General features: G+C 39.6%; 23 protein-coding genes. 1 reads left to right on the top strand and 22 read right to left on the bottom strand.

All coding sequences use genetic code 11. The features are described 5' to 3' along the window. Nucleotides 1-187: 187 nt before the first annotated feature. From spoVG to metG, 12 genes are all read right to left on the bottom strand, one after another. Nucleotides 188-478: a septation regulator SpoVG gene (spoVG, locus tag AAHB15_RS26245; protein WP_003347151.1), complete on the bottom strand. Its 291-nt coding sequence runs from the start codon at nt 476-478 to the stop codon at nt 188-190. Between the two features lie 252 nt (nt 479-730). Beyond that, the gene (gene ridA / locus AAHB15_RS26240; protein WP_335573485.1) at nt 731-1,105 is read right to left on the bottom strand and encodes a 2-iminobutanoate/2-iminopropanoate deaminase; all 375 of its coding nucleotides are present in this window, start codon (nt 1,103-1,105) and stop codon (nt 731-733) included. Between the two features lies 1 nt (nt 1,106). Next, nucleotides 1,107-1,934: a pur operon repressor gene (gene purR / locus AAHB15_RS26235; RefSeq protein ID WP_335573486.1), complete on the bottom strand. Its 828-nt coding sequence runs from the start codon at nt 1,932-1,934 to the stop codon at nt 1,107-1,109. A 56-nt stretch (nt 1,935-1,990) separates the two neighbouring features. Further along, nucleotides 1,991-2,860, bottom strand: coding sequence for a 4-(cytidine 5'-diphospho)-2-C-methyl-D-erythritol kinase (gene ispE / locus AAHB15_RS26230; RefSeq protein WP_335573496.1), 870 nt, complete (start codon nt 2,858-2,860; stop codon nt 1,991-1,993). Nucleotides 2,861-3,095: 235 nt separating this feature from the next. Then, entirely contained in the window at nt 3,096-3,281 is a 186-nt protein-coding gene (locus AAHB15_RS26225; protein WP_098530266.1) for a small, acid-soluble spore protein, alpha/beta type, read from the bottom strand. Nucleotides 3,282-3,409: 128 nt separating this feature from the next. Continuing rightward, nucleotides 3,410-3,673: a biofilm formation stimulator Veg gene (veg, locus tag AAHB15_RS26220; protein WP_007084178.1), complete on the bottom strand. Its 264-nt coding sequence runs from the start codon at nt 3,671-3,673 to the stop codon at nt 3,410-3,412. Nucleotides 3,674-3,918: 245 nt separating this feature from the next. Continuing rightward, the gene (gene yabG, locus AAHB15_RS26215; RefSeq protein ID WP_335573487.1) at nt 3,919-4,803 is read right to left on the bottom strand and encodes a sporulation peptidase YabG; all 885 of its coding nucleotides are present in this window, start codon (nt 4,801-4,803) and stop codon (nt 3,919-3,921) included. 350 nt (nt 4,804-5,153) lie between these two features. Beyond that, nucleotides 5,154-6,032 carry a 16S rRNA (adenine(1518)-N(6)/adenine(1519)-N(6))-dimethyltransferase RsmA gene (rsmA, locus tag AAHB15_RS26210; RefSeq protein WP_098530267.1) on the bottom strand — a complete coding sequence of 293 codons (879 nt, stop codon included), beginning with the start codon at nt 6,030-6,032 and terminating at the stop codon, nt 5,154-5,156. Continuing rightward, nucleotides 6,025-6,585: a ribonuclease M5 gene (rnmV, locus tag AAHB15_RS26205; RefSeq protein WP_098530268.1), complete on the bottom strand. Its 561-nt coding sequence runs from the start codon at nt 6,583-6,585 to the stop codon at nt 6,025-6,027. Before rnmV ends, rsmA begins: the two co-directional genes overlap by 8 nt. Before the next feature lie 208 nt (nt 6,586-6,793). Next, nucleotides 6,794-7,975 (bottom strand): ubiquitin-like domain-containing protein, encoded by a 1,182-nt coding sequence (locus AAHB15_RS26200; protein WP_342043644.1) that lies wholly within the window; start codon nt 7,973-7,975, stop codon nt 6,794-6,796. 237 nt (nt 7,976-8,212) lie between these two features. Further along, nucleotides 8,213-8,980 (bottom strand): TatD family hydrolase, encoded by a 768-nt coding sequence (locus AAHB15_RS26195; protein ID WP_342043640.1) that lies wholly within the window; start codon nt 8,978-8,980, stop codon nt 8,213-8,215. 171 nt (nt 8,981-9,151) lie between these two features. Further along, nucleotides 9,152-11,110, bottom strand: coding sequence for a methionine--tRNA ligase (metG, locus tag AAHB15_RS26190; RefSeq protein ID WP_342043643.1), 1,959 nt, complete (start codon nt 11,108-11,110; stop codon nt 9,152-9,154). A gap of 472 nt (nt 11,111-11,582) precedes the next feature. On the opposite strand from metG, the gene AAHB15_RS26185 reads away from it, so the two are divergent. Next, on the top strand, nt 11,583-11,867 hold the full coding sequence (locus AAHB15_RS26185) for an AbrB/MazE/SpoVT family DNA-binding domain-containing protein (protein WP_098530272.1): 285 nt from the start codon (nt 11,583-11,585) through the stop codon (nt 11,865-11,867). A gap of 35 nt (nt 11,868-11,902) precedes the next feature. Here AAHB15_RS26185 and rsmI read toward each other — a convergent pair whose 3' ends face one another. The 10 genes from rsmI to AAHB15_RS26135 all read right to left on the bottom strand — a co-directional run bounded on the left by rsmI (nt 11,903) and on the right by AAHB15_RS26135 (nt 19,377). After that, a complete protein-coding gene (rsmI, locus tag AAHB15_RS26180; RefSeq protein WP_335573491.1) occupies nt 11,903-12,784 on the bottom strand; it encodes a 16S rRNA (cytidine(1402)-2'-O)-methyltransferase in 882 nt (293 codons plus the stop codon). Next, the gene (locus tag AAHB15_RS26175; protein WP_144568591.1) at nt 12,762-13,046 is read right to left on the bottom strand and encodes a GIY-YIG nuclease family protein; all 285 of its coding nucleotides are present in this window, start codon (nt 13,044-13,046) and stop codon (nt 12,762-12,764) included. Before AAHB15_RS26175 ends, rsmI begins: the two co-directional genes overlap by 23 nt. Next, nucleotides 13,036-13,776: a tRNA1(Val) (adenine(37)-N6)-methyltransferase gene (locus AAHB15_RS26170; RefSeq protein ID WP_335573492.1), complete on the bottom strand. Its 741-nt coding sequence runs from the start codon at nt 13,774-13,776 to the stop codon at nt 13,036-13,038. Before AAHB15_RS26170 ends, AAHB15_RS26175 begins: the two co-directional genes overlap by 11 nt. 245 nt (nt 13,777-14,021) lie before the next feature. After that, nucleotides 14,022-14,390 (bottom strand): DNA replication initiation control protein YabA, encoded by a 369-nt coding sequence (gene yabA, locus AAHB15_RS26165; RefSeq protein ID WP_335573493.1) that lies wholly within the window; start codon nt 14,388-14,390, stop codon nt 14,022-14,024. 12 nt (nt 14,391-14,402) lie between these two features. After that, nucleotides 14,403-15,230 (bottom strand): PSP1 domain-containing protein, encoded by an 828-nt coding sequence (locus tag AAHB15_RS26160; RefSeq protein WP_335573494.1) that lies wholly within the window; start codon nt 15,228-15,230, stop codon nt 14,403-14,405. Continuing rightward, complete coding sequence (gene holB, locus AAHB15_RS26155) at nt 15,223-16,230, bottom strand: DNA polymerase III subunit delta' (RefSeq protein ID WP_335573495.1); 1,008 nt, start codon at nt 16,228-16,230, stop codon at nt 15,223-15,225. Before holB ends, AAHB15_RS26160 begins: the two co-directional genes overlap by 8 nt. 312 nt (nt 16,231-16,542) lie before the next feature. Continuing rightward, nucleotides 16,543-16,872 carry a cyclic-di-AMP receptor gene (locus tag AAHB15_RS26150; protein WP_098530279.1) on the bottom strand — a complete coding sequence of 110 codons (330 nt, stop codon included), beginning with the start codon at nt 16,870-16,872 and terminating at the stop codon, nt 16,543-16,545. Between the two features lie 81 nt (nt 16,873-16,953). Beyond that, nucleotides 16,954-17,586, bottom strand: coding sequence for a dTMP kinase (gene tmk / locus AAHB15_RS26145; RefSeq protein WP_335575834.1), 633 nt, complete (start codon nt 17,584-17,586; stop codon nt 16,954-16,956). Nucleotides 17,587-17,611: 25 nt separating this feature from the next. After that, nucleotides 17,612-19,054, bottom strand: coding sequence for an aminotransferase class I/II-fold pyridoxal phosphate-dependent enzyme (locus tag AAHB15_RS26140; protein WP_335575833.1), 1,443 nt, complete (start codon nt 19,052-19,054; stop codon nt 17,612-17,614). A gap of 95 nt (nt 19,055-19,149) precedes the next feature. Then, nucleotides 19,150-19,377 (bottom strand): sigma factor G inhibitor Gin, encoded by a 228-nt coding sequence (locus AAHB15_RS26135; protein WP_098530282.1) that lies wholly within the window; start codon nt 19,375-19,377, stop codon nt 19,150-19,152. Nucleotides 19,378-19,576: the final 199 nt, after the last annotated feature.

The following is a 19,576-nucleotide window of genomic DNA, read 5'->3' as shown; positions in this document are numbered from 1 at the left end:
TTTTTATCCATTAAAAATATTAACGTAAATGAGCTCGCTTTTCAAGGAATGATGGGAAAGTGTCTAATTTTGTCATATTATGTAGAATGAAAGTTAGAATAGAAAATGAATTGAGGGGTTTGTTTTTGGGGAAAAAAAAACAATAAAAAGAGCCTTCATAGAAGAAAGGCCCTAGTTGTTAAAATCCTTAGGAAGCTCCGGCTTCTTCAAATTCTACTTCCAATTCACCTAATCGGTGATACTCTGCCAAGACAGCCTCTTGGATTTTACCACGTGTTCCTGAATTGATTGGATGCGCAATGTCACGAAATTCTCCATCTGGAGTACGTTTACTTGGCATAGCTACAAATAAACCGTTGTTTCCGTCAATAACACGGATGTCATGAACAACAAACTCATTATCCAATGTGATTGATGCAATCGCTCTCATTCTTCCATCCGTATTAACCCGGCGTAATCTTACGTCAGTTACTTCCATGTGCTCACACCCTTTTTGGTTATATAAAATGCTAGTTAAATAAATTCAACAATTAATTCTATTATCCTTCTTTAATTTTTATTTTTTTTTGAAAATTTACGGCAAAATCGTGAACATTTGTAAGAATAAACGTTTTCAACACGTGAATCGTAGAAAATAGTCGGTAAAATAAGCCTTCCGCATTATTAGAATGGCGCAAGCGCCTTAATCGGGCCCTGGCACTGGACGATTTCATAAAAAAAAGCACTCGGATTACTTCACGAGCGCTACAACTTCGATTTCAACTAATGCATCTTTTGGTAAACGAGCCACCTCTACACAAGAACGGGCTGGTTTATGTGTGGAGAAATACTCACCATAAACTTCATTAACAGCAACAAATTCATCCATGTTTTTAATAAAAACAGTTGCCTTCACTACTGTTTCAAGCGATGCTCCTGCTTCAGCTAAAACCGCCTGTAAGTTCTTAAATACTTGATGGGTCTGTTCCTTCACATCACCTGTTACCATATCCCCTTCAGCCGTTAATGGGATTTGCCCAGAGCTGTAGAATAAATTATTGACGACAATCCCTTGGGAATACGGCCCAATTGCTGCCGGTGCTTGATTGGTTTGAACTACTTTCATGTTAACCCCTCCATATATTAAAATAATTCCCCGCTTGTACACTAATCCTTTTTTCTTTTACATCCACATCTGCTAGTTGTACCAGCGATAAATATTCATCCACTAACCGTTCCTGTATTTTCTCATCTTCGACTAATACAGCAATTCCAGCAAGCTGGGAATTGAATTCCTCAAGCATACTGATCATTCCCATTACCGTTCCGCCTGCTTTCATAAAATCATCCACAATGAGGACACGGGAATCCTGTCTCATGCTTTTTTTAGAAAGTACCATTGTTTGAATCCTTTTAGCAGAACCTGAAACATAATTAATACTAACCGTTGGTCCTTCTGTCACTTTACTGTCTCTGCGAACAATCACAACCGGAACATTTAATTGGCTTGCAACTGCATATGCCAGAGGAATCCCCTTGGTTGCTACTGTCATGACCACATCAATTTTAGTGTCAGCATAGGCAGAAGCGATAATTCGTCCGGCCTTCTGAACTATTTGCGGGTCCCCCAAAATATCAGTTAAATACAAATAACCGCCCGGTAACAGCCGTTCGGGATTGGCAATTAACTGACAAAGTTCATTTACAAAAGGTTCCGCTTTTTCCCGGCTTACTTTTACAAAAAATTTCACACCACCGGCGGCTCCCGGTACTGTTTGCAAAGTTCCAATTCCTCGTTGCTCAAAGGTCTCCTTCACAATTGCTAAATCTTCACTAATCGAAGACTTTGCTGAATCATATCGATCCGCAAAAAAAGTGAGCGGAACAAGCTGGCGAGGATGATCCAGTAAATAATTTGTCATATCTATCAAACGTTCACTGCGACGAAATTTCATATCTACCCTCCCAGAATCCGAATATTCTAATTAAAGGATACCATTATTGTACGCCTTTAATCAAGCGAATGTCGTTCTCCCAGCATTCGAACTGCAAAAACTTGGTCGCAAAAACCTCTTAATCCATTATAGATTCGATGCATTCTCGAATCATGCTGAACAATTCCAAATACGGTCGGGCCGCTTCCGCTCATTAACACGGCATCCGCACCAAAGCGCTTCATTTGCTCTTTAATTTGGGCAACTTCCGGATGTAGATTTAAAGTCACACCTTCAAGCACGTTACCGACGTTATCGCAGACGCGTTGGTAGTTATGTTCTTTAATGGCCTGGATCATTCCATAGATATCCGGGTGTTTTGTTCCATTCAGATCAAGCCTGCGATAAACCTCAGCGGTCGAGACCCCAATAAAGGGTTTGGCCAAAATAACCCAGCATGTTGGCGGCGGTGGAAGTTCTTTAATGATTTCGCCTCGGCCTTTTGCCAGGGCTGTTCCTCCGTAGACACAAAAGGAAACATCTGAGCCGATTTCGCTGCCAAGCTTGGCTAGTTCATCCAAACTTAAGCCAAGACCCCACAGCTTATTCAAACCCCTTAAGGTTGCTGCAGCATCACTGCTGCCCCCTGCTAATCCGGCTGCTACCGGAATCGTTTTCTCGATTGAAATCAATACACCCTTCTTTACATCAAAACGATCCTTTAACAGCTGTGCCGCCTGATAAGCTAAATTACGCTGATCATCCGGCACATAGCGATTATGAGAAAGAATATGTATTTTATCTTGTTCTAGTAAGGATAGTTCTACCCGATCGGCTAAATCAATCGTCGTCATGATCATTTCAACCTCATGATAGCCATCTGGGCGTTTATGTAAAACATCTAATGCTAAATTTATTTTAGCCGGTGCTTTGACTAAAAGCTTCACTACGTCACCTACTTTTGTTTTGTCCAATAAGCACCCATTGGGCGCCTCTGCATACGATTCCAAAAATCCACATTTTGTCCTATTTTACCACAAAAAGATAAATGTAAGACGTCCGATATGAGATATCTATCCAATTTTATTATTATATCAGTCGTTTTACGTCGAAAAAAGCCACTTTTTGGACAAAAAAAGGCCAGTGCAAAAATTCCTTGCACTGACCAAGCTGTGGTGTTAGTTAAGATTGGCGATTTTGATTGACTAGCTGCTGCTGCGCGAGTTCGATGGCACGCTTCACCATATTTCCTGCATCCTTTGCTCGAATGCCGCCCCAGCCTTCTTTCTGAACGACATCATAAAAACCAAGTTCCTTTGCTAGCTCCTCTTTAAAGCGATGAGACATAATCCCTCTTCTTCTGCCCATCTAAACAACCCCTTTCATACCACAGCATTCTTAGTATGTAAAAGATTATTCATTTTCATGAAGGTTTTTGAATTTATATACAGCAAAAAGCAGTAAACCTTAGTTTACTGCCACCCATTGCTTATATACTAGCTTAAAGCTACATGTCCTGCTGCATCATCATAGAAAGTAATTTGAACTGTTTCCGTTAAAACATCCGCATAGCTGTATGAAACACGCTCGAACGAATTTTCATCTTGATCTAACTCAATAACAAAAACAGATGGGTAAGTTTCTGCTAGAACTCCAGAACGTTCAATTGTTTTCCTGCGTCCACCATTGGCTTTCAGCAATAATCTTTTTCCCAAATTCGTGTCAAGAGCCTTTTTAATATCGGCTAAGGTTTTTGGCATTCGGTCCACCTCACTGTGTAAAGTATAACACACTGACATAGGTTCTGTCAAACAAAAATATAAATTATATCAGTCCAACAAAATGATTGTCAATATTTTTTGTTCTACTTTTTCTTCTAATTTTCAACAATGTTATCGTTGCCTTAATAGTTGTTTAATATGTATTCATTTTTAAAAATGAAGCACTATTAGAATAAAGGGGAGCCAATTTATAAATATTCTTCAGCTCCACTTTACTAATAGGCTTATGCATCCTCTTCGGTGATGGGTCGATAAGGCATTCCTGTCCGTAATACTCCCCTTGTTTCAATCCCTCCGAGTCCTTTATCACCTGTTAGGGTATTTCTTAATACATCCCATACATTGATTCGTTCCATAAACGGGGTAAAACTAATTTTTGCCACAATATAGACGGGGTCGAGTGCGTGAATATTAATTCTTGCTGGGGAACTAGCATAGTTTGCTCCTGCGTGGATAAGTGATTCAAAATGAGATTGGCAGGCACCAGCAAAGATAACAAGTTGATCTAAATGTGGAACCTTTCTTCGGGCCTCTCTGACTGCCTGGACGAAATGCCTTGAATGGCGATAAGCATTAATATCGGACATCTTCCCCTTAGCTTTGGAATAGGCATCGTGGCCTGTAATAACCAAAATATCAGGACGATATTGGTCCATTAAGCCGCCAATTCGTTCCGGCATTTCTTTTTCATTGCAGTGTATCCCTAACACGGGGATACCGATTTTTTCGTATACGGCCATGCATTTTTTTAAATATGTGGGATCACCGTCCAAGTGAAGAACCTTTCCAGGAATTTGAAAATAATTGCTCGGTTTCGCATAACCGCCAGTCGCTTCATATTCCCGACGATGTTTAATCAAATCAACATCCTGTCTAAATAATTTAAGTGACTGTTCTTCAAGTGTTCTGTATTCTTGCTGCAGCTTTACCCGTTCATCTTGATTAGGGATGACCAAATCAGTGTATGGTGCATCTGCTACTAGGCGGAAATCCTCCCCATAGAGGATGGCTACCTTCTCGTTGTTTATATTTTGAATATCGATAACGCGGAACAAGAGATCACAGTTATACGATTTTCTTCCGACAATATCCATTACCTTTATATCCACTGCCGTCACTCCAATAAGACCCTCTTAGGACTTTTAATTATGGGTTCTCTCATAGGCTATGCAGGGAATGTTGTCCTTGTTAAAAATTCAAGAAAAATGATACATAAGGAGGAGGTATTCGTTGGGAGAACAAAAGCGCAAGCGCCTTGAACAGCCCCGACAAGCATAAGACGCTCAGGGAAAGAAGGCGTTCTTTGCCTTCATTCCCTGAGTGGCAGTAGACCATCGAGGGGCTAGGCGCTGGAGCTGGACGTTGACAGTCCTTTTATTAGCAGTTATCCACAAGCGAAAAATTTATAATTTCCTAAACGCTAAAAATATCCTCATGAATCCATCATGAGGATAAAATGTTAATGAAAGTATGAATAAAGTTCATCAGCTAACCGGCCAAATTCTTCTAAGGAAAGTGTTTCTCCTCGGCGAACAGGATCGATTCCGCTTGCACTTAAAGCTGCAAGAATCTCTTCCTTCTTCTGTTTCCCATCAGGCAGCTGACTAGTTAAATTATTTAATAATGTTTTTCTTCGCTGAGCAAAGCTCGCCTTTGTCACCTGGAAAAAGAAGGCCTCATCCTTTACCACAACTGCAGGCTTCTCACGTTTAATTAATCTAATCACAGCAGAGTCCACATTAGGCTGCGGGACAAAAACCGTTTTTGGCACAATCATGACGGTCTCTGCTTCGGTGTAATATTGAACGGCAATTGAGAGCGAACCATATTCCTTTGTGCCAGGCTTGGCAGAAATTCGGTCTGCTACCTCTTTTTGCAGCATACAAACAATCCCGCGGATCGGCAGGCGGTCCTCAAGGAGCTTCATAATGATCGGAGTCGTAACATAATAAGGCAGATTGGCGACTACCATAATATCATGAATCCCTTGAAACTCCTCTTCCATCACAATTCGAACATCTGCCTCCAATACATCCTTATGTATAACCCTGACATTTTCATAGGGTGATAATGTATCCTGCAAAATAGGCAGCAATCTTTGATCAATTTCAAATGCAATCACTTTTTTACTTGAACGTGCCAGCTGTTCCGTGAGGGCACCAATCCCAGGGCCAATTTCAATTGCACCTGAGTTCTCCGTTAAATCAGCAAAGCTGACTATCTTTTTTAATATATTTGTATCAATTAGGAAGTTCTGCCCAAGGCTTTTCTTAAAAGAAAAACCGTATTTTTCAAGTATTGCTCTCGTTCTGACTGGTGTAGCAATATCCTTATTCATTCTGTTCCTCCTGACGTATAACGCTTAATGCTTCTGCAAATTCTTGTTTGCTAATGCGGAACATCATCAATCGCTTATGCAGTTGTTTTCCGTTTGTATAACCAATTTTCAACAGCTTGCCTAACGAAGTTCTTCGCTCCTTCGAGCCCTCACCGCCGATTAGGCCGGCCATAATTAAATCCTCCTGGGTAATTTCCTCCGATATCACCTCGTGCATGATTTGTGCATCCTTTAACGCTTCTCTTATATCCTCCAGGCTGGCATGTTCTACCCCAAGACCCTTGCCGCCTTTGGCAATCGCCTTTTCTTTTGGCAAAAAAGCATGTTTACAACCAGGAACAGCCGCTGCGATCGTTTTTCTGATTTTTTCACCAGGAAAATCTGGATCGGTAAAAATAATCACCCCTCGTGTAGCCTGGGCACGGTTGATTTTTTCAATAGTAGTTTGGTTGACAGCCGAACCGTTGGTTTCGATCGTATCGGCATCGACAGCCCGTCTTATTGTTGTCGTATCGTCTTTTCCCTCAACGACGATGATTTCTTTGATTTTCATGTTAAGAATAAAAGCCTCCGTAATAATAAAATTAATAATGAAAAAATTGAAACATTTTTGTAATGTCCCTCGTCTATATTATTGAATGATTTCATACAATAAAGTATCCGCCCTGATAGAAAATAAAAGCTAGTATTCGTTGTTAGTATAAAGAATTTTAGGAAAAAAGCAAAATGCAGAGGAATGAAATCCTCTGCACCCGTGAAAATTAGTTTAAGACTGTAATCTTTACTTTCTTACGCCCCCAGCGGTATGCATCCGCATGTGATGGCATTAATAAATCAATAATATACCCTTTAATGGCTCCGCCTGTATCAGCGGCCACAGCGTATCCGTAGCCTTCCACATACACTTTCGAACCAAGCGGAATAATTCTTGGATCAACTGCGATTACTTTCATATTTGGATTAGCACGAAGATTAAGGCCAGTAGCAGTACGTCCAGAGCAGCCATTACAATAAGCCGTATACGCTGTTGCCGTCACATAAAACTCCTGTCCTTGCGGAGTCTCACCGCGGGAAACTTGTAACGCCAAATCCTTCGTACCGACAGCCACAATTTTATCCTGTTTTTGTAAGATATTCTGCTCGTTAATCAATTTTCTAGACACTTCTTTGCCATTTTCAAGCATGACTTCGTACTGCCTTGAAACACGCCCGTGCTTTCCAGGAGCAATGACCTTTTCTTGCCCTTTTTGCAAATTACCATCCTTTTTCGTTACCACGGCAAATTGAACGGGTTCTTCCACTACATCGGTGACTTTTTCTACTCGAATAACGTTTACAACACCATTCTCTCGTATATTTGCAGTTAATGGTGGTTCAACTCTGTCTAATTCTTTTAGTTTGGTGCCCTGTTGTTTTAAAAAGTCAGCGACCGTAGTCGAAGTGGTCCAAACCTTTTGCGTCTTTCCGCCGTCCACGTATGTAAGATGAAACGCAATATTAATCTTCAAATTCATCTTATTTTTAATTGCTGCTTGTGGATTTGCCGAAATTTGATCATGTTCCTTTAATAAAATCTTCTGCTCTTTTAGGAGCTCAGCCACAGTATCGGCCGTAGTCCAGATCGTTTTCTTCTCGCTGTCTTTGACAATGTGAACCATGTTCGCCTGCTTCCATACAACCTTCAGGTCATCCTTAACCTTTGCAGTTGCTTTTGGATACAGGTAGTCTTTTGACGAGAGGGATACATCCAGTTCATCTAATAATTCCTTGATGGTATCTGCATGTGTGTTCACAACCATCTGCTTGCCATTGAGTGTCATTGCTACAGTATTCTTTGAGCCTTCAAAAAAGAAAATCCCCAGAGTTGTAAGCAAAACTACAAAACTAGCAAATATGATGGTCCATGACCTCCCGCTCAAAGACTCTGGAAACAGGTTTTTCATGTTTTGGAATACGATGAAAAACGCCTCCTTTTCTTTGGAGAGATTATAGAGAACCATACGCCGGCTGTCAATCCTTGCTAATCCTGTTAAGGTAGTTCTAATTATGCACAACCTTTAAAGCTTTGCAAAGAAAAACTTATCGACACGGTAATCCTATGTTGAAAAGGAGACATGTAGAACTTTTTGTTATCATAAAAATTTAGGACAAGCTTCTAGCGTCTTCGACAAATTTCCTTATCATTTTATGCCGAATAATTTCTTAGCATTTTGTGTCGTAGCCTTGGCCACTTCTTCAAATGTCAAGCCCTTAATTTCGGCAATTTGTTCAGCAACTAGCTTCACATAACCTGGTTCATTCCGTTTTCCCCGATAAGGATGAGGAGCCAAATAAGGGCAATCTGTTTCAATTAACAGCTTCTCAAGAGGAATTTCCGCGGCCACTTCTTTTGGCTTCTTCGCATTTTTAAAGGTAACGGGGCCGCCCAAAGAAATATAAAAATTCATCTTTACACATTCCTTTGCAACCTCAGGGCTGCCGCTAAAACAATGCATAATTCCTCCTACTTCTTCCGCTTCCTCTTCTTTTAATATTTCCACGATATCAGCTGTGGCTTCACGGTTATGGATAACAATTGGCAATTTCACTTTTTTTGCTAAGCGGATTTGCTTACGAAACACTTCTTTCTGGATATCCTTTGGTGATTTGTCCCAATGATAATCCAAGCCCATTTCACCTATAGCAACCACTTTAGGATGGGAAGTCAATTCCTCGATCCATGCTAAGTCCTCATCCGTCATGTCGATTGCGTCTACTGGGTGCCAGCCAACGCAGGCAAACATAAAGTCATAGCGTTCGACTAATTCCATTGCCCTTTGAATTGTCGGGCGATCAAAACCTACGATGACCATATTGGAAACTCCCTCCGTTTGGGCCCGTTCAATAACCTCTTCTAGGTCTTCATTATATTGCGTGTCATTTAAATGTGCATGTGTGTCGAATAACATACGAATCAATACTCCTCTTTTCTTGTTATTTCTCGTTATTTTGTATTTCTAGTATTCCATTGTCTAAAGACAACTAATTAACAGGATAAATGTTCCACGTGAAACATTTTAAAGCAAATCCTGACATTTTTCTAAGTAAAAAGCGCCCGATTTGGGCGCTTTTGTCTATAATTATTTTACCTTCGAACCATTTGGCAAGGTTTGATCGACAGTAGCGATTGAAAGCTGACCATCTTGTGATCCTGCTAAAATCATTCCTTGTGATAATTCACCGCGAAGTTTAACAGGCTTTAAGTTGGTAATACAAATCACTTTCCGGCCAACAAGCTCTTCAGGCTTATAGTATTGAGCAATACCTGAGACAACTTGGCGCTTTTCATAACCTAAATCTAACTGAAGCTTTAGCAATTTATCTGCCTTTTTTACCGGCTCTGCTTGAATAACCTCCGCAACACGTAAATCCACCTTCATGAAATCTTCAATGGAAATTTCCGCAAGCTCCTCTGGTTTCTCTTCTTCTTTCTTTTCTTCGATAACCGGTGTGCTTCCTTGCATTTTTGTTTTGATGAATTCTACTTCCTCAGCAATATCCAATCTTGGGAATAACGGAGCATCCTTTTGTACCTTAACACCACTTGGAATCTTGCCAAAGCCTTCAAGACTCTCCCATGTTTTCAAACCCTCATCTTGAATACCTAATTGTGTAAAAATCCCATTAGGCGTACGAGTTAAAAATGGCTTTAATAGGATCGCAGTACGGCGTAAAGATTCTGCCAAGTGAACCATTACACTAGCAAGTTCTCCTTTTTGCTCTTCATTTTTAGCCAATGTCCATGGTTGTGTTTCATCAATGTACTTATTTGTCCGACTGACTAATTGCCAGATGGAAGTTAATGCCACGGAGAATTCCATTTTTTCCATTGCCTCTTCGTATTTTGCAACTGTTTCACGGTTTACCTGGAGCAGCGATTCATCAAATTCACCAACAGAACCAGCATAATCAGGAATCACACCGGCAAAATACTTTTCAATCATCGCCACTGTCCTGTTTAGTAAATTGCCTAGATCATTAGCCAAATCAAAATTAATTCTTTCAACAAATCCCTCTGGTGTAAACACACCATCTGCCCCAAAAGGTACTTCCCGTAGTAAATAATAGCGAAGGGCATCAAGGCCATAGCGGTCAATTAAGGTAACTGGATCGACTACATTGCCTTTTGATTTCGACATTTTTCCGTCTTTCATCAACAACCAGCCATGCGCAAATACCTTCTTTGGCAGTGGTAAATCCAAGGCCATTAACATGATTGGCCAATAGATTGTGTGAAAACGGACAATTTCCTTACCAACTAGATGAACATCCGCCGGCCAATAATTTTTATATTTGGCATCATCCTCTGTACCATACCCAAGCGCGGTAATATAATTGGAAAGCGCGTCAATCCATACATAGATGACATGTTTAGGATTTCCGGGGACTTTAATTCCCCAATCAAAAGTTGTTCTTGATACTGCTAAATCCTCAAGGCCAGGCTTTATGAAGTTATTAATCATTTCATTTTTACGGGATTCTGGCTGAATAAACTCTGGATTTTCCTCGTAATATTGCAAAAGCCTGTCAACATACTTACTCATTCTAAAAAAGTATGATTCTTCTTTAACCTTTTCAACAGATCGGCCGCAATCAGGACAGTTACCATCTACCAGCTGGCGGTCCGTGTAAAAAGATTCACAAGGAGTACAATACCAGCCCTCATATTGATCAAGATAGATATCTCCTTGCTCTAAGAGTTTAGCAAAGATTTTTTCAACCACCTGCTTATGTCTATCTTCAGTGGTCCGTATAAAATCATCGTAAGATATATCAAGCTTGTTCCAAAGATCTTTAATACCTGAGACAATCTCATCAACATATTGTTGTGGTGTTACACCCTTCTCCTCGGCTTTACGCTGAATTTTTTGTCCGTGTTCATCCGTACCTGTTAGATACATTACATCAAAGCCGCGCATCCGCTTATAACGAGCCATCGCATCACCCGCAACTGTGGTATACGCATGTCCAATATGTAAATTCCCACTTGGATAATAAATCGGTGTGGTTAAGTAAAAAGTCTTTGATTTTTCCTCCATCATATTCCCTCCTAAACAATGCAACTCCCATTAAACCATTATTGCCTCTTTTTAACGCTTCTATCATCAAAATATACCGAAAAATAAACTTTTGTGCAAGAAAGCGTATTGCTAGACTTCCAGATTTTTAAAATTATTTCCTATTACACCCACAAAGGCTGCTAAATAAGCGTAATATATGAGAGAATAGGAATATGTAGAAGTTTGTCGAATTGAATCATACTTCTACGACAAATGGATTTTTCAACACAATAGTATTATTAACTTACCTAATTGTTTAAATTTATTTACAAACCTTGTTATTACAACGTCTCGTTACTGGAAAAAATTGCATCCTTGCTTTTTAAAATAAAATAATTGACGGATATGGGAAGTACTGGTATTATGAAAATATAAGAAATTTGTCGAATTGTGGCGAATTAATAGAGAAGATAGATAAATAATTTAAGTGTTTATGAGAGGAGATAATTAAATGAAATCTACAGGTATTGTTCGTAAAGTTGATGAGTTAGGCCGCGTAGTTATTCCGATTGAATTAAGACGTACACTTGGTATCGCAGAAAAGGATGCTCTTGAAATCTATGTTGACGATGAGCGCATTATCTTAAAAAAATACAAACCAAATATGACTTGCCAAGTAACTGGTGAAGTTTCTGATGATAACATGGCTCTTGCCGGCGGAAAATTAATTCTTAGCCGTGAAGGTGCAGAACAATTAATAGAAGAAATTCAAAAGAATTTTGAACTTGTAAAATAAAAAAAATGCTCCAGCACGAAATCGTGCTGGAGTTTTTAATTTTGTTCAATATGATAGGCCTGATAAACCTCACGTTTGTTTAAACTTCGGTCTTTAGCTGTTTGCTTAATTGCTTCCTTTGAGGAGATATTTTTTTCCGTTATGTAGTAATTGACATGCTCCTCCACTGATAAATCTTGCCACCAGTTTATTTCTTCTTCCTCTTCTTGGATTTCGGTACCTTCTACAATCAAACAAAATTCTCCGCGGATTTCATTAGATTGTGCCCAACTGTTGATTTCTTCAAGGGTTCCCCGAATAAACTCTTCATATTTCTTTGTTAATTCCCGGCAAATCACGACTTCTCGGTTACCAAGAACCTCGATCATAATGGCTAAGGTTTCTTTTAAACGATGCGGTGATTCATAAAAGATCAAGGTAGCCTTTTGTTTTCTCAAAACCTCTAATTCAGCCCGCTTCTCTTTCTTGTTCCGGTGTAAAAACCCATAAAAATAAAAAGGCTGACAAGTTAGTCCTGAGGCAATTAATGAAGTGAGTGCAGCATTTGCCCCGGGTAACGGAACCACCGCTACCTGTTCACTTATCGCAGCCTGAACAAGCTCATATCCAGGGTCAGAAATCGCGGGCATGCCCGCATCGCTGACTAGGGCAACCTTCAAGCCTTGCTTGACCTTTTCAATCAACTTTTCCCCGCTAGTTTCTTTATTATGTTCATGATAGCTGACTATCTGGGTATCAATTTCAAAGTAATTACACAATTTTTTTGTATTTCTGGTATCCTCAGCAGCAATCAAATCTGCTTCTTTCATGATTCTAATAGCCCGAAAGGTCATATCCTCTAGGTTTCCTATTGGAGTAGGAACAAGATAAAGGATTCCCTTATCCGCTTCGTTTTCAAAGCTTTTCTGCTGCCACATCCGATTCACCTTCTTTCATTAAATACTCCAGCTTTTTCTTTCTTGTTAACTGCTTAAACTGATATTCGGCCCTTAAGGCCTCCCCTTTGCTTGCAAAGACTTGATAATAGGTCAATTTGACCGGTCCTCTTCCCCGTGTATATTTTGCTCCCTTGCCCTCGTTATGCTGCTCGATTCGACGGTCAAGATCATTTGTATAACCGCCATAAAGACTTCCATCGCTGCACGTTAGGACATAAAAATAATGGCCGTTACTCTCCATATAAAATCCCTCTGATTTCAGGAGTGTATTCATCATCTTCATTATAAACAATTAGCGGCGGCAGTATTTTCAAATCCGGGCTGCCGTCTTTTATCGCTTCTACTAGAAGAATATTAGCTTCCTTGCCCTGCTTTGGATAGACAAACTGAATCCGCTTTGGTTCAAGCCTGTACTGACGCATTAACGTAATAATATCAATGAGACGACCAGGACGATGGACAAAGGCAACCTTACCGCCTTGTCGGACTAAATGACTTGACGCTTTTATGGCATCTTCAAGCGTACAAAGAATTTCATGACGGGCAATGGCTAAATGCTCATTAGGATTTATTTCTTCTTTTGAAGGAGTTATAAAGTACGGAGGATTACAGGTAACCACATCAAATTTTCCATACCCTAACTGCTGAGGCATTTCTTTAATATCACCATGGATCATTTTTAAACGGCCTTCTAGTTTATTGTACTCAATACTTCGAACAGCCATATCATATAATCGATCTTGTATTTCCACACCCGTAATATTCCCTTTTGTCCGTGCACTTAAAAATAAAGGAATCACCCCGTTGCCGCTGCAGAGATCAATTAAATTCCCCTTTTGAATCGGAACATAAACAAATCGGGCAAGCAAAACGGCATCAAGAGAAAAAGCAAATACAGTTGGGCTTTGAATAATTCGAAGCTTCTCAGCCAGTAAATAATCAAGCCGTTCATCTTCTTTTAAAATCACCACTAACGATCCATCCTAACTAATAATGATATAAGAAAAGCGCAAGCATCCGTTTAGCGGCGTATGGCCTGGAGTGCATCGACTGAGATAAAGGAAACACGAAGAGCGATAGCTTTTTCGTGTTGACTTATCATAGGGAGATGCGCGAAGGACACTAGCCGCTGGATGCTGGAGCTGGACAATGTTCAAAGTCGATTTTTAACCTTTTTTCTATGAAAATAGAGGCTGCATCAATCAGCCTCTTAAGGTTATTTCTTATTAAGAAAAGAAAGACAAAATAAACAATCGCCTTCTTTACGCAAGCTGCCGAAGTGAAGATTACATATATGAAACCCCTCTTGATAAAGCCTTGCGAGATTATCATAACCTTCACCAACATCAAAATGCTTCCCACTTGGGGTTTCCGCAGCTGCTGCAGCCCTTGTTTCTGTTTCTTTCTTTCCTTCTTCAGTGGTTACATCTAAACGGCGCCTTAAATGCTCGTTTTCGAGCTTTAAATAATGATTTTCTTCTAGTATCTCGGCTAAATGCTGCTTTAATTCCCCTAATTGCTGGTAAAGATGGCCAATTTGTGTTTCCATATTACTTACTGATTCAAAAATTTCCTTTTTATCCACGGCTTCCACCTCTTAATCTGTGGATTGTATAGAAAAGGCACCTTCTTTAATGATTTCATCCAAAGTATACTCCAGAACCCGTTCTTGTTCCTTTAGTTCCACCTGAAGTACCCGCTCTAATATATTTAATCCAACCACTTTTCCCTTACCTTGTGGCGTTTCAATAATTTCCCCTAAATCAGGTAAAGCTTCTTTAGCGGACTCATATTCATCATTTTCATATTTCAAGCAACACATTAGTCTTCCGCACAACCCGGAAATCTTGGTTGGATTCAATGAAAGATTTTGATCCTTTGCCATTTTAATGGAGACAGGATCAAAGTCACCTAAAAAAGTAGAACAGCATAGCATTCTCCCGCAAGGTCCAATACCGCCAAGCATTTTTGCCTCATCGCGGACACCTATTTGTCGCAGTTCAATACGTGTCCTAAAAATGGCTGCTAAATCTTTAACAAGCTCCCGGAAATCAACTCTTCCATCTGCTGTAAAGTAGAAGATTACTTTGTTTCGATCAAATGTATATTCAACATCCACTAGTTTCATATCCAGCTGATGTTCATTCACTTTATCATTACAAACCTCATAAGCTTCTTGGGCTGCCTGCTTATTTTCTTCAACAATCATTCGATCCTTTTGGTCGGCAATTCTGACCACCTTTTTTAACGGAAGGACAACATCATGTTCCTCAACCTGTTTGCGGGCAATCACAGCCCTTCCATATTCTACACCGCGGACAGTTTCGACAATGACAAAGTCATCCTTTTCAATTAAGAGGTCTCCCGGATCAAAATAATAGATTTTCCCCGCTTTTTTAAAGCGTACTCCTACAACATCATACAAATGAAGATCCCTCCTGCAATTTTAACACAAGCTGTTCCATCATCAGCTGAGGATTCATATTTGCCTGCAGCTTCCTTTTTGCATCAAGAATAGCTGACATTTGATCCGATAAGCGCCGTCCAGATGTTTGCAGGGCATACTGTCTTAACCGCTCATTCTCCTCTATAAAAACAAGCTGCTCCTGCCTATCCAATTGTATATATAGTAAATCTTTAAAGATTAGAAGTAAAAGATCTAAACCACGTTGAATCTGTTCTTTTTCTTTAAAGTGTAAAAACCAATCTCCCTGAAGTGTAACCATCGCCTCCAGTGAATTCTTTTTTAACACCTCATATAATTTTACCACTATTTTTTGGGCTTGTGCAAACCATTCATCAACATTTAATTTGAGAGCTTCTTCCAAATTATTGGTTAACTGTGCTAGTAATGGAGCCTTAGCTGGGTGAACTCCATTTTCTATTAATTGTTTGATCATCATCTGTGGTGCTAACGGTTGAAATACCAATACCTGGCATCTAGATAAAATCGTCGGAAGCAGCTGTTGGACTTGCTCAGTTAAAAGAAAAGCTACCGTGCCCGGATTAGGTTCCTCGAGAAATTTTAGTAAGCTGTTAGAAGCACTCACGCTCATTTTATCAGCATGAGAAATTACGTATACTTTATGTTGAGATTCTACACCTTTTTTTGAAAATTCCGCCTGCAGATTTCGTATCTGCTCTACTTTAATCGATAATCCGTCCGGCTCGACTATATGAACATCAGGATGGTTTCCGTTATTGATTCGAAGGCAGTTATTACATGACTCACAAGGTTTATATTCTTCTACTAACTGTTCACAAAATAAAGATTTTGTAAATAATAGGGATATTTCCTTTTTCCCCGTCCCTCTCATGCCTTCAAAAAGGTACGCATGGGCCACTCGATTTTTTAACAAGCTGTTTTTTAACATTTTCAACACATTCGGCTGCAGCTCTAGTAGTTGATCCCATGTTTTAACCAAATTAATCACTCGCTATCTATAAACACTATTTAGAAAAGCGCAAGCGCCTTGGTCAGCCCCGACAAGCATAAGACGAGCCGGCCGAAAGGTTGCTTTTAACCTTTTGGACGGATTGTCCTAAATGTGGAGGCGACTGTCCTGGGACTCTAGGCTAAGACGTACCCTGCAAGAAGGCGCCTTTTGCCTTCTTCAGGGGGTGGCTTATGACTCGAGTCCCAAGGAGCCGCAACTGGATAAGCTGTAGACCATCGAGGGGCTAGGCGCTGGAGCTAGACAATTCTCAAATTCGAAAGTTATACCACTTTATCTTTTTTAAAAATGCATATATTGTTCAATTGGTAACACAAATACGGTTGCTCCGCCAACCTCTACCTCTACCGGATAAGGGACGTATGAGTCAGCGTTTCCTCCCATTGGTGAAACAGGGGCAACCAGCTGATCCCTGGATTTGCAGTTATCCTTAATAATTTGAAGAGCCCGATCTACCCGGATATCTTCGGTACCTATCATAAAGGTTGTGTTCCCCGACTTCAAAAAACCACCTGTACTAGCTAGTTTGGTTGCTCTAAAATTATTATCTACTAATGCTTTAGATAAACGATTGCTATCTTGATCTTGAACGACGGCTATGATCATTTTCATATGGAACACCCTCTCCTCTTTTTTCCTTTATTTTATTATAACAGGTTATCTGCCGGTATACCTAAATAAAAAAGCCTTATACTAAAGGCTTTTCTCTTCTAATCTTGCTTTGATTATATTTAGCGTTTTTTGATAGACCTCATCAATGGTACCTGACGCATCAATCCGGACCATTCTAGCTGGGAAACGCTTCAATAGTAGAAGATATCCTTCTCTGACTTTATGATGGAAATCGAGATTTTCTAAGTCGAGACGGTTTACTTCTCTTCCTTTATTTCTATTAATTCGTTTCATTCCTAATTCAGGTTCAATATCAAAATATATAGTCAGCTCTGGGCTCAAGTCCTCGATGGCAAATTGATTAATCGCATAAACCTCATCCATTCCTAATCCACGGGCATATCCCTGATACGCTAATGAACTATCAACAAATCTGTCACATAGAACTACTTTTCCATCTTGTAATGCCGGCTTTACTTTTTCAATTAAATGCTGCCTTCTTGCTGCCGCATATAACAGTGCTTCTGTTCGAGGGTCCATAGCGGTATTTTCTTTATCTAAAATAACTTTTCTAATTTGCTCAGCTATTTCAATACCTCCTGGCTCCCTGGTCAACAAAGCGTGCTCCAACTCTTTGGCTATTAGATTTATAATAGTTGTCTTTCCAGCCCCATCCGGACCTTCAAATGTAATAAAAGTTCCGTTTTCCTTCAAAATAAAACCTCCAGTATGTATATTCCTACGTTATAGAAAATGTCTTTAGATAACCTGCTTTTAATAGAGAGGCATCCCCTTGAAATCTTGCACCTGTTTGTAATAAACGATTAAGCTGTCCAATCTTTCCACTTGTTATTCTTTCTCCCTTCATTAACAAAGGAATCCCAGGTGGATAGGGTATGATCGTATCTGCACAAACCAATCCTGACGCCCTCTCTATCTTGACTTCCATTACATTTAGTTTTTCCATTTCACTATAACTGATGGCTAACTCCGAAATCCTTTCATCGCCTGTCGGTATTTCTTCTATTATGTCGTTAAACGGCAAACCGTAAAGCGCACTTTTAATTTCCGCCGCAGTCTCGGATAATGGATAGACTTGTCCTTTTTTTAAAAGAGGTAAAATAAATAGGACATTATACGGATCAGCTAATTCCGTATATATTCCATTCGCTTCGAATCTTTTTTGTAATTGAAATCCTGTTAAATCAGATTTAGATTGTATGGTGATCTTAAGAGGATCACCAATGTTTTTTGGATATGTTAACACTTTTATGCTCTCAATCTTAGCTAAAGCTTCTTTAAAGGATTGGATTTCAGATAGAAGAAAGTGTACATCCTCTTGCTCATACGCAGCTAGGTAATGTCTGGAAATATCCAGTGATGCCATAATTGGATAGGACGGGCTGCTTGATTGAAATATCCCTAGATATTCTTCTACCCTTTTAAAGTCTACCAGGTTACTATTTACATGCAAAAAAGAACCCATTGTCAGCGCTGGAAGGGTCTTATGTGCAGAGTGAACTACCAAATCCGCACCTAATTGTAGTGCCGATGCCGGAAAAGGGTCACCAATGATAAGATGAGGCCCATGTGCTTCATCTACTAATACCGGAATATGATGTTGATGAGCCAAATCGATGATTCCCTTTAAGTCATAGACCATCCCATAATAATTCGGGTAAGTTAAGATGATGGCTTTAGCATCAGGATACTGGTTAATGGCCTTTTGGACGGTTTGGGTGCTGATGCCTGCAGCTACCTTCCATTCCTGATTTACCTCTGGCTCAAGAAATACAGGCCTTGCTTTTGCTAATTTTAGTGCATTTAACACCGATTTATGGCAGTTTCTTTGTACGAGCACTATTGAACCCTCAGCACAAGCTGCCATGATCATAGCCAGATTCCCTACAGTAGAACCATTCACAAGTAAGTAGCTTTTTTTTGTTTTGTAAAGCTCAGATAAAAGCTCTTCCGCTTCTCTGATCGCACCTTCTGGTGAATGCAGGTCATCTAAGCCGGTTAATTCTGTTACATCTATTTTTAGTATTCCTTTAAAAAAATCATCTTGTTTATATGCAGCTATTTCACCGTATTTATGGCCGGGAACATGAAAGGATACAGGATTATTACTTAAATGTCCCTTTAAGGCATTATACAAAGGTGTTTCCAATTGATTTTTCATCTTATATCTTCCTTGCCTATTAAAACACATTTTTTAAGATCACTTTATTTAGTTTCCTATTTTTCAACAAAAAAATAAAGCCCTTTAAGGACTTATTATGAAAATATTTCAGGTGTGGTAATCTTTTTTAGCTGTTTAAGGAAATATTTATATCTTGGATCATTTGTATCTGTATGAATTAAATCATTTTCGCAGTCTGTACAAATAAAAGAAGTGTATAGATGTATGCCTTTTGGTTTTAGACTTTCACAAATAACGCACGTTTCCTCAAAGTGATTATGTGCTAATAATGAACTCAATCCCCTCCACCTCCATACATCCATTCTGTCCGATACGCCAGATTTGTATACAATTTTTTGAATAATCTTTTCAGCCGGCTCCTGTATTATCTTATGTTAATTCCTCTAAATGGGTGTATGTCTACATGTGTTTTCTTTGAAAACACTTCGTACTTTTTGCTTTTTACTCATCTTTTTCGCCATAAACGCAAAAAAGACAATCCTTCTGGATTGTCCCTAGTGC

It is taken from the genome of Bacillus sp. OTU2372 (assembly GCF_038440275.1).
GTDB lineage: Bacteria > Bacillota > Bacilli > Bacillales > Cytobacillaceae > Neobacillus > Neobacillus bataviensis_B.
This window is presented reverse-complemented; position numbering and strand designations above follow the sequence as displayed.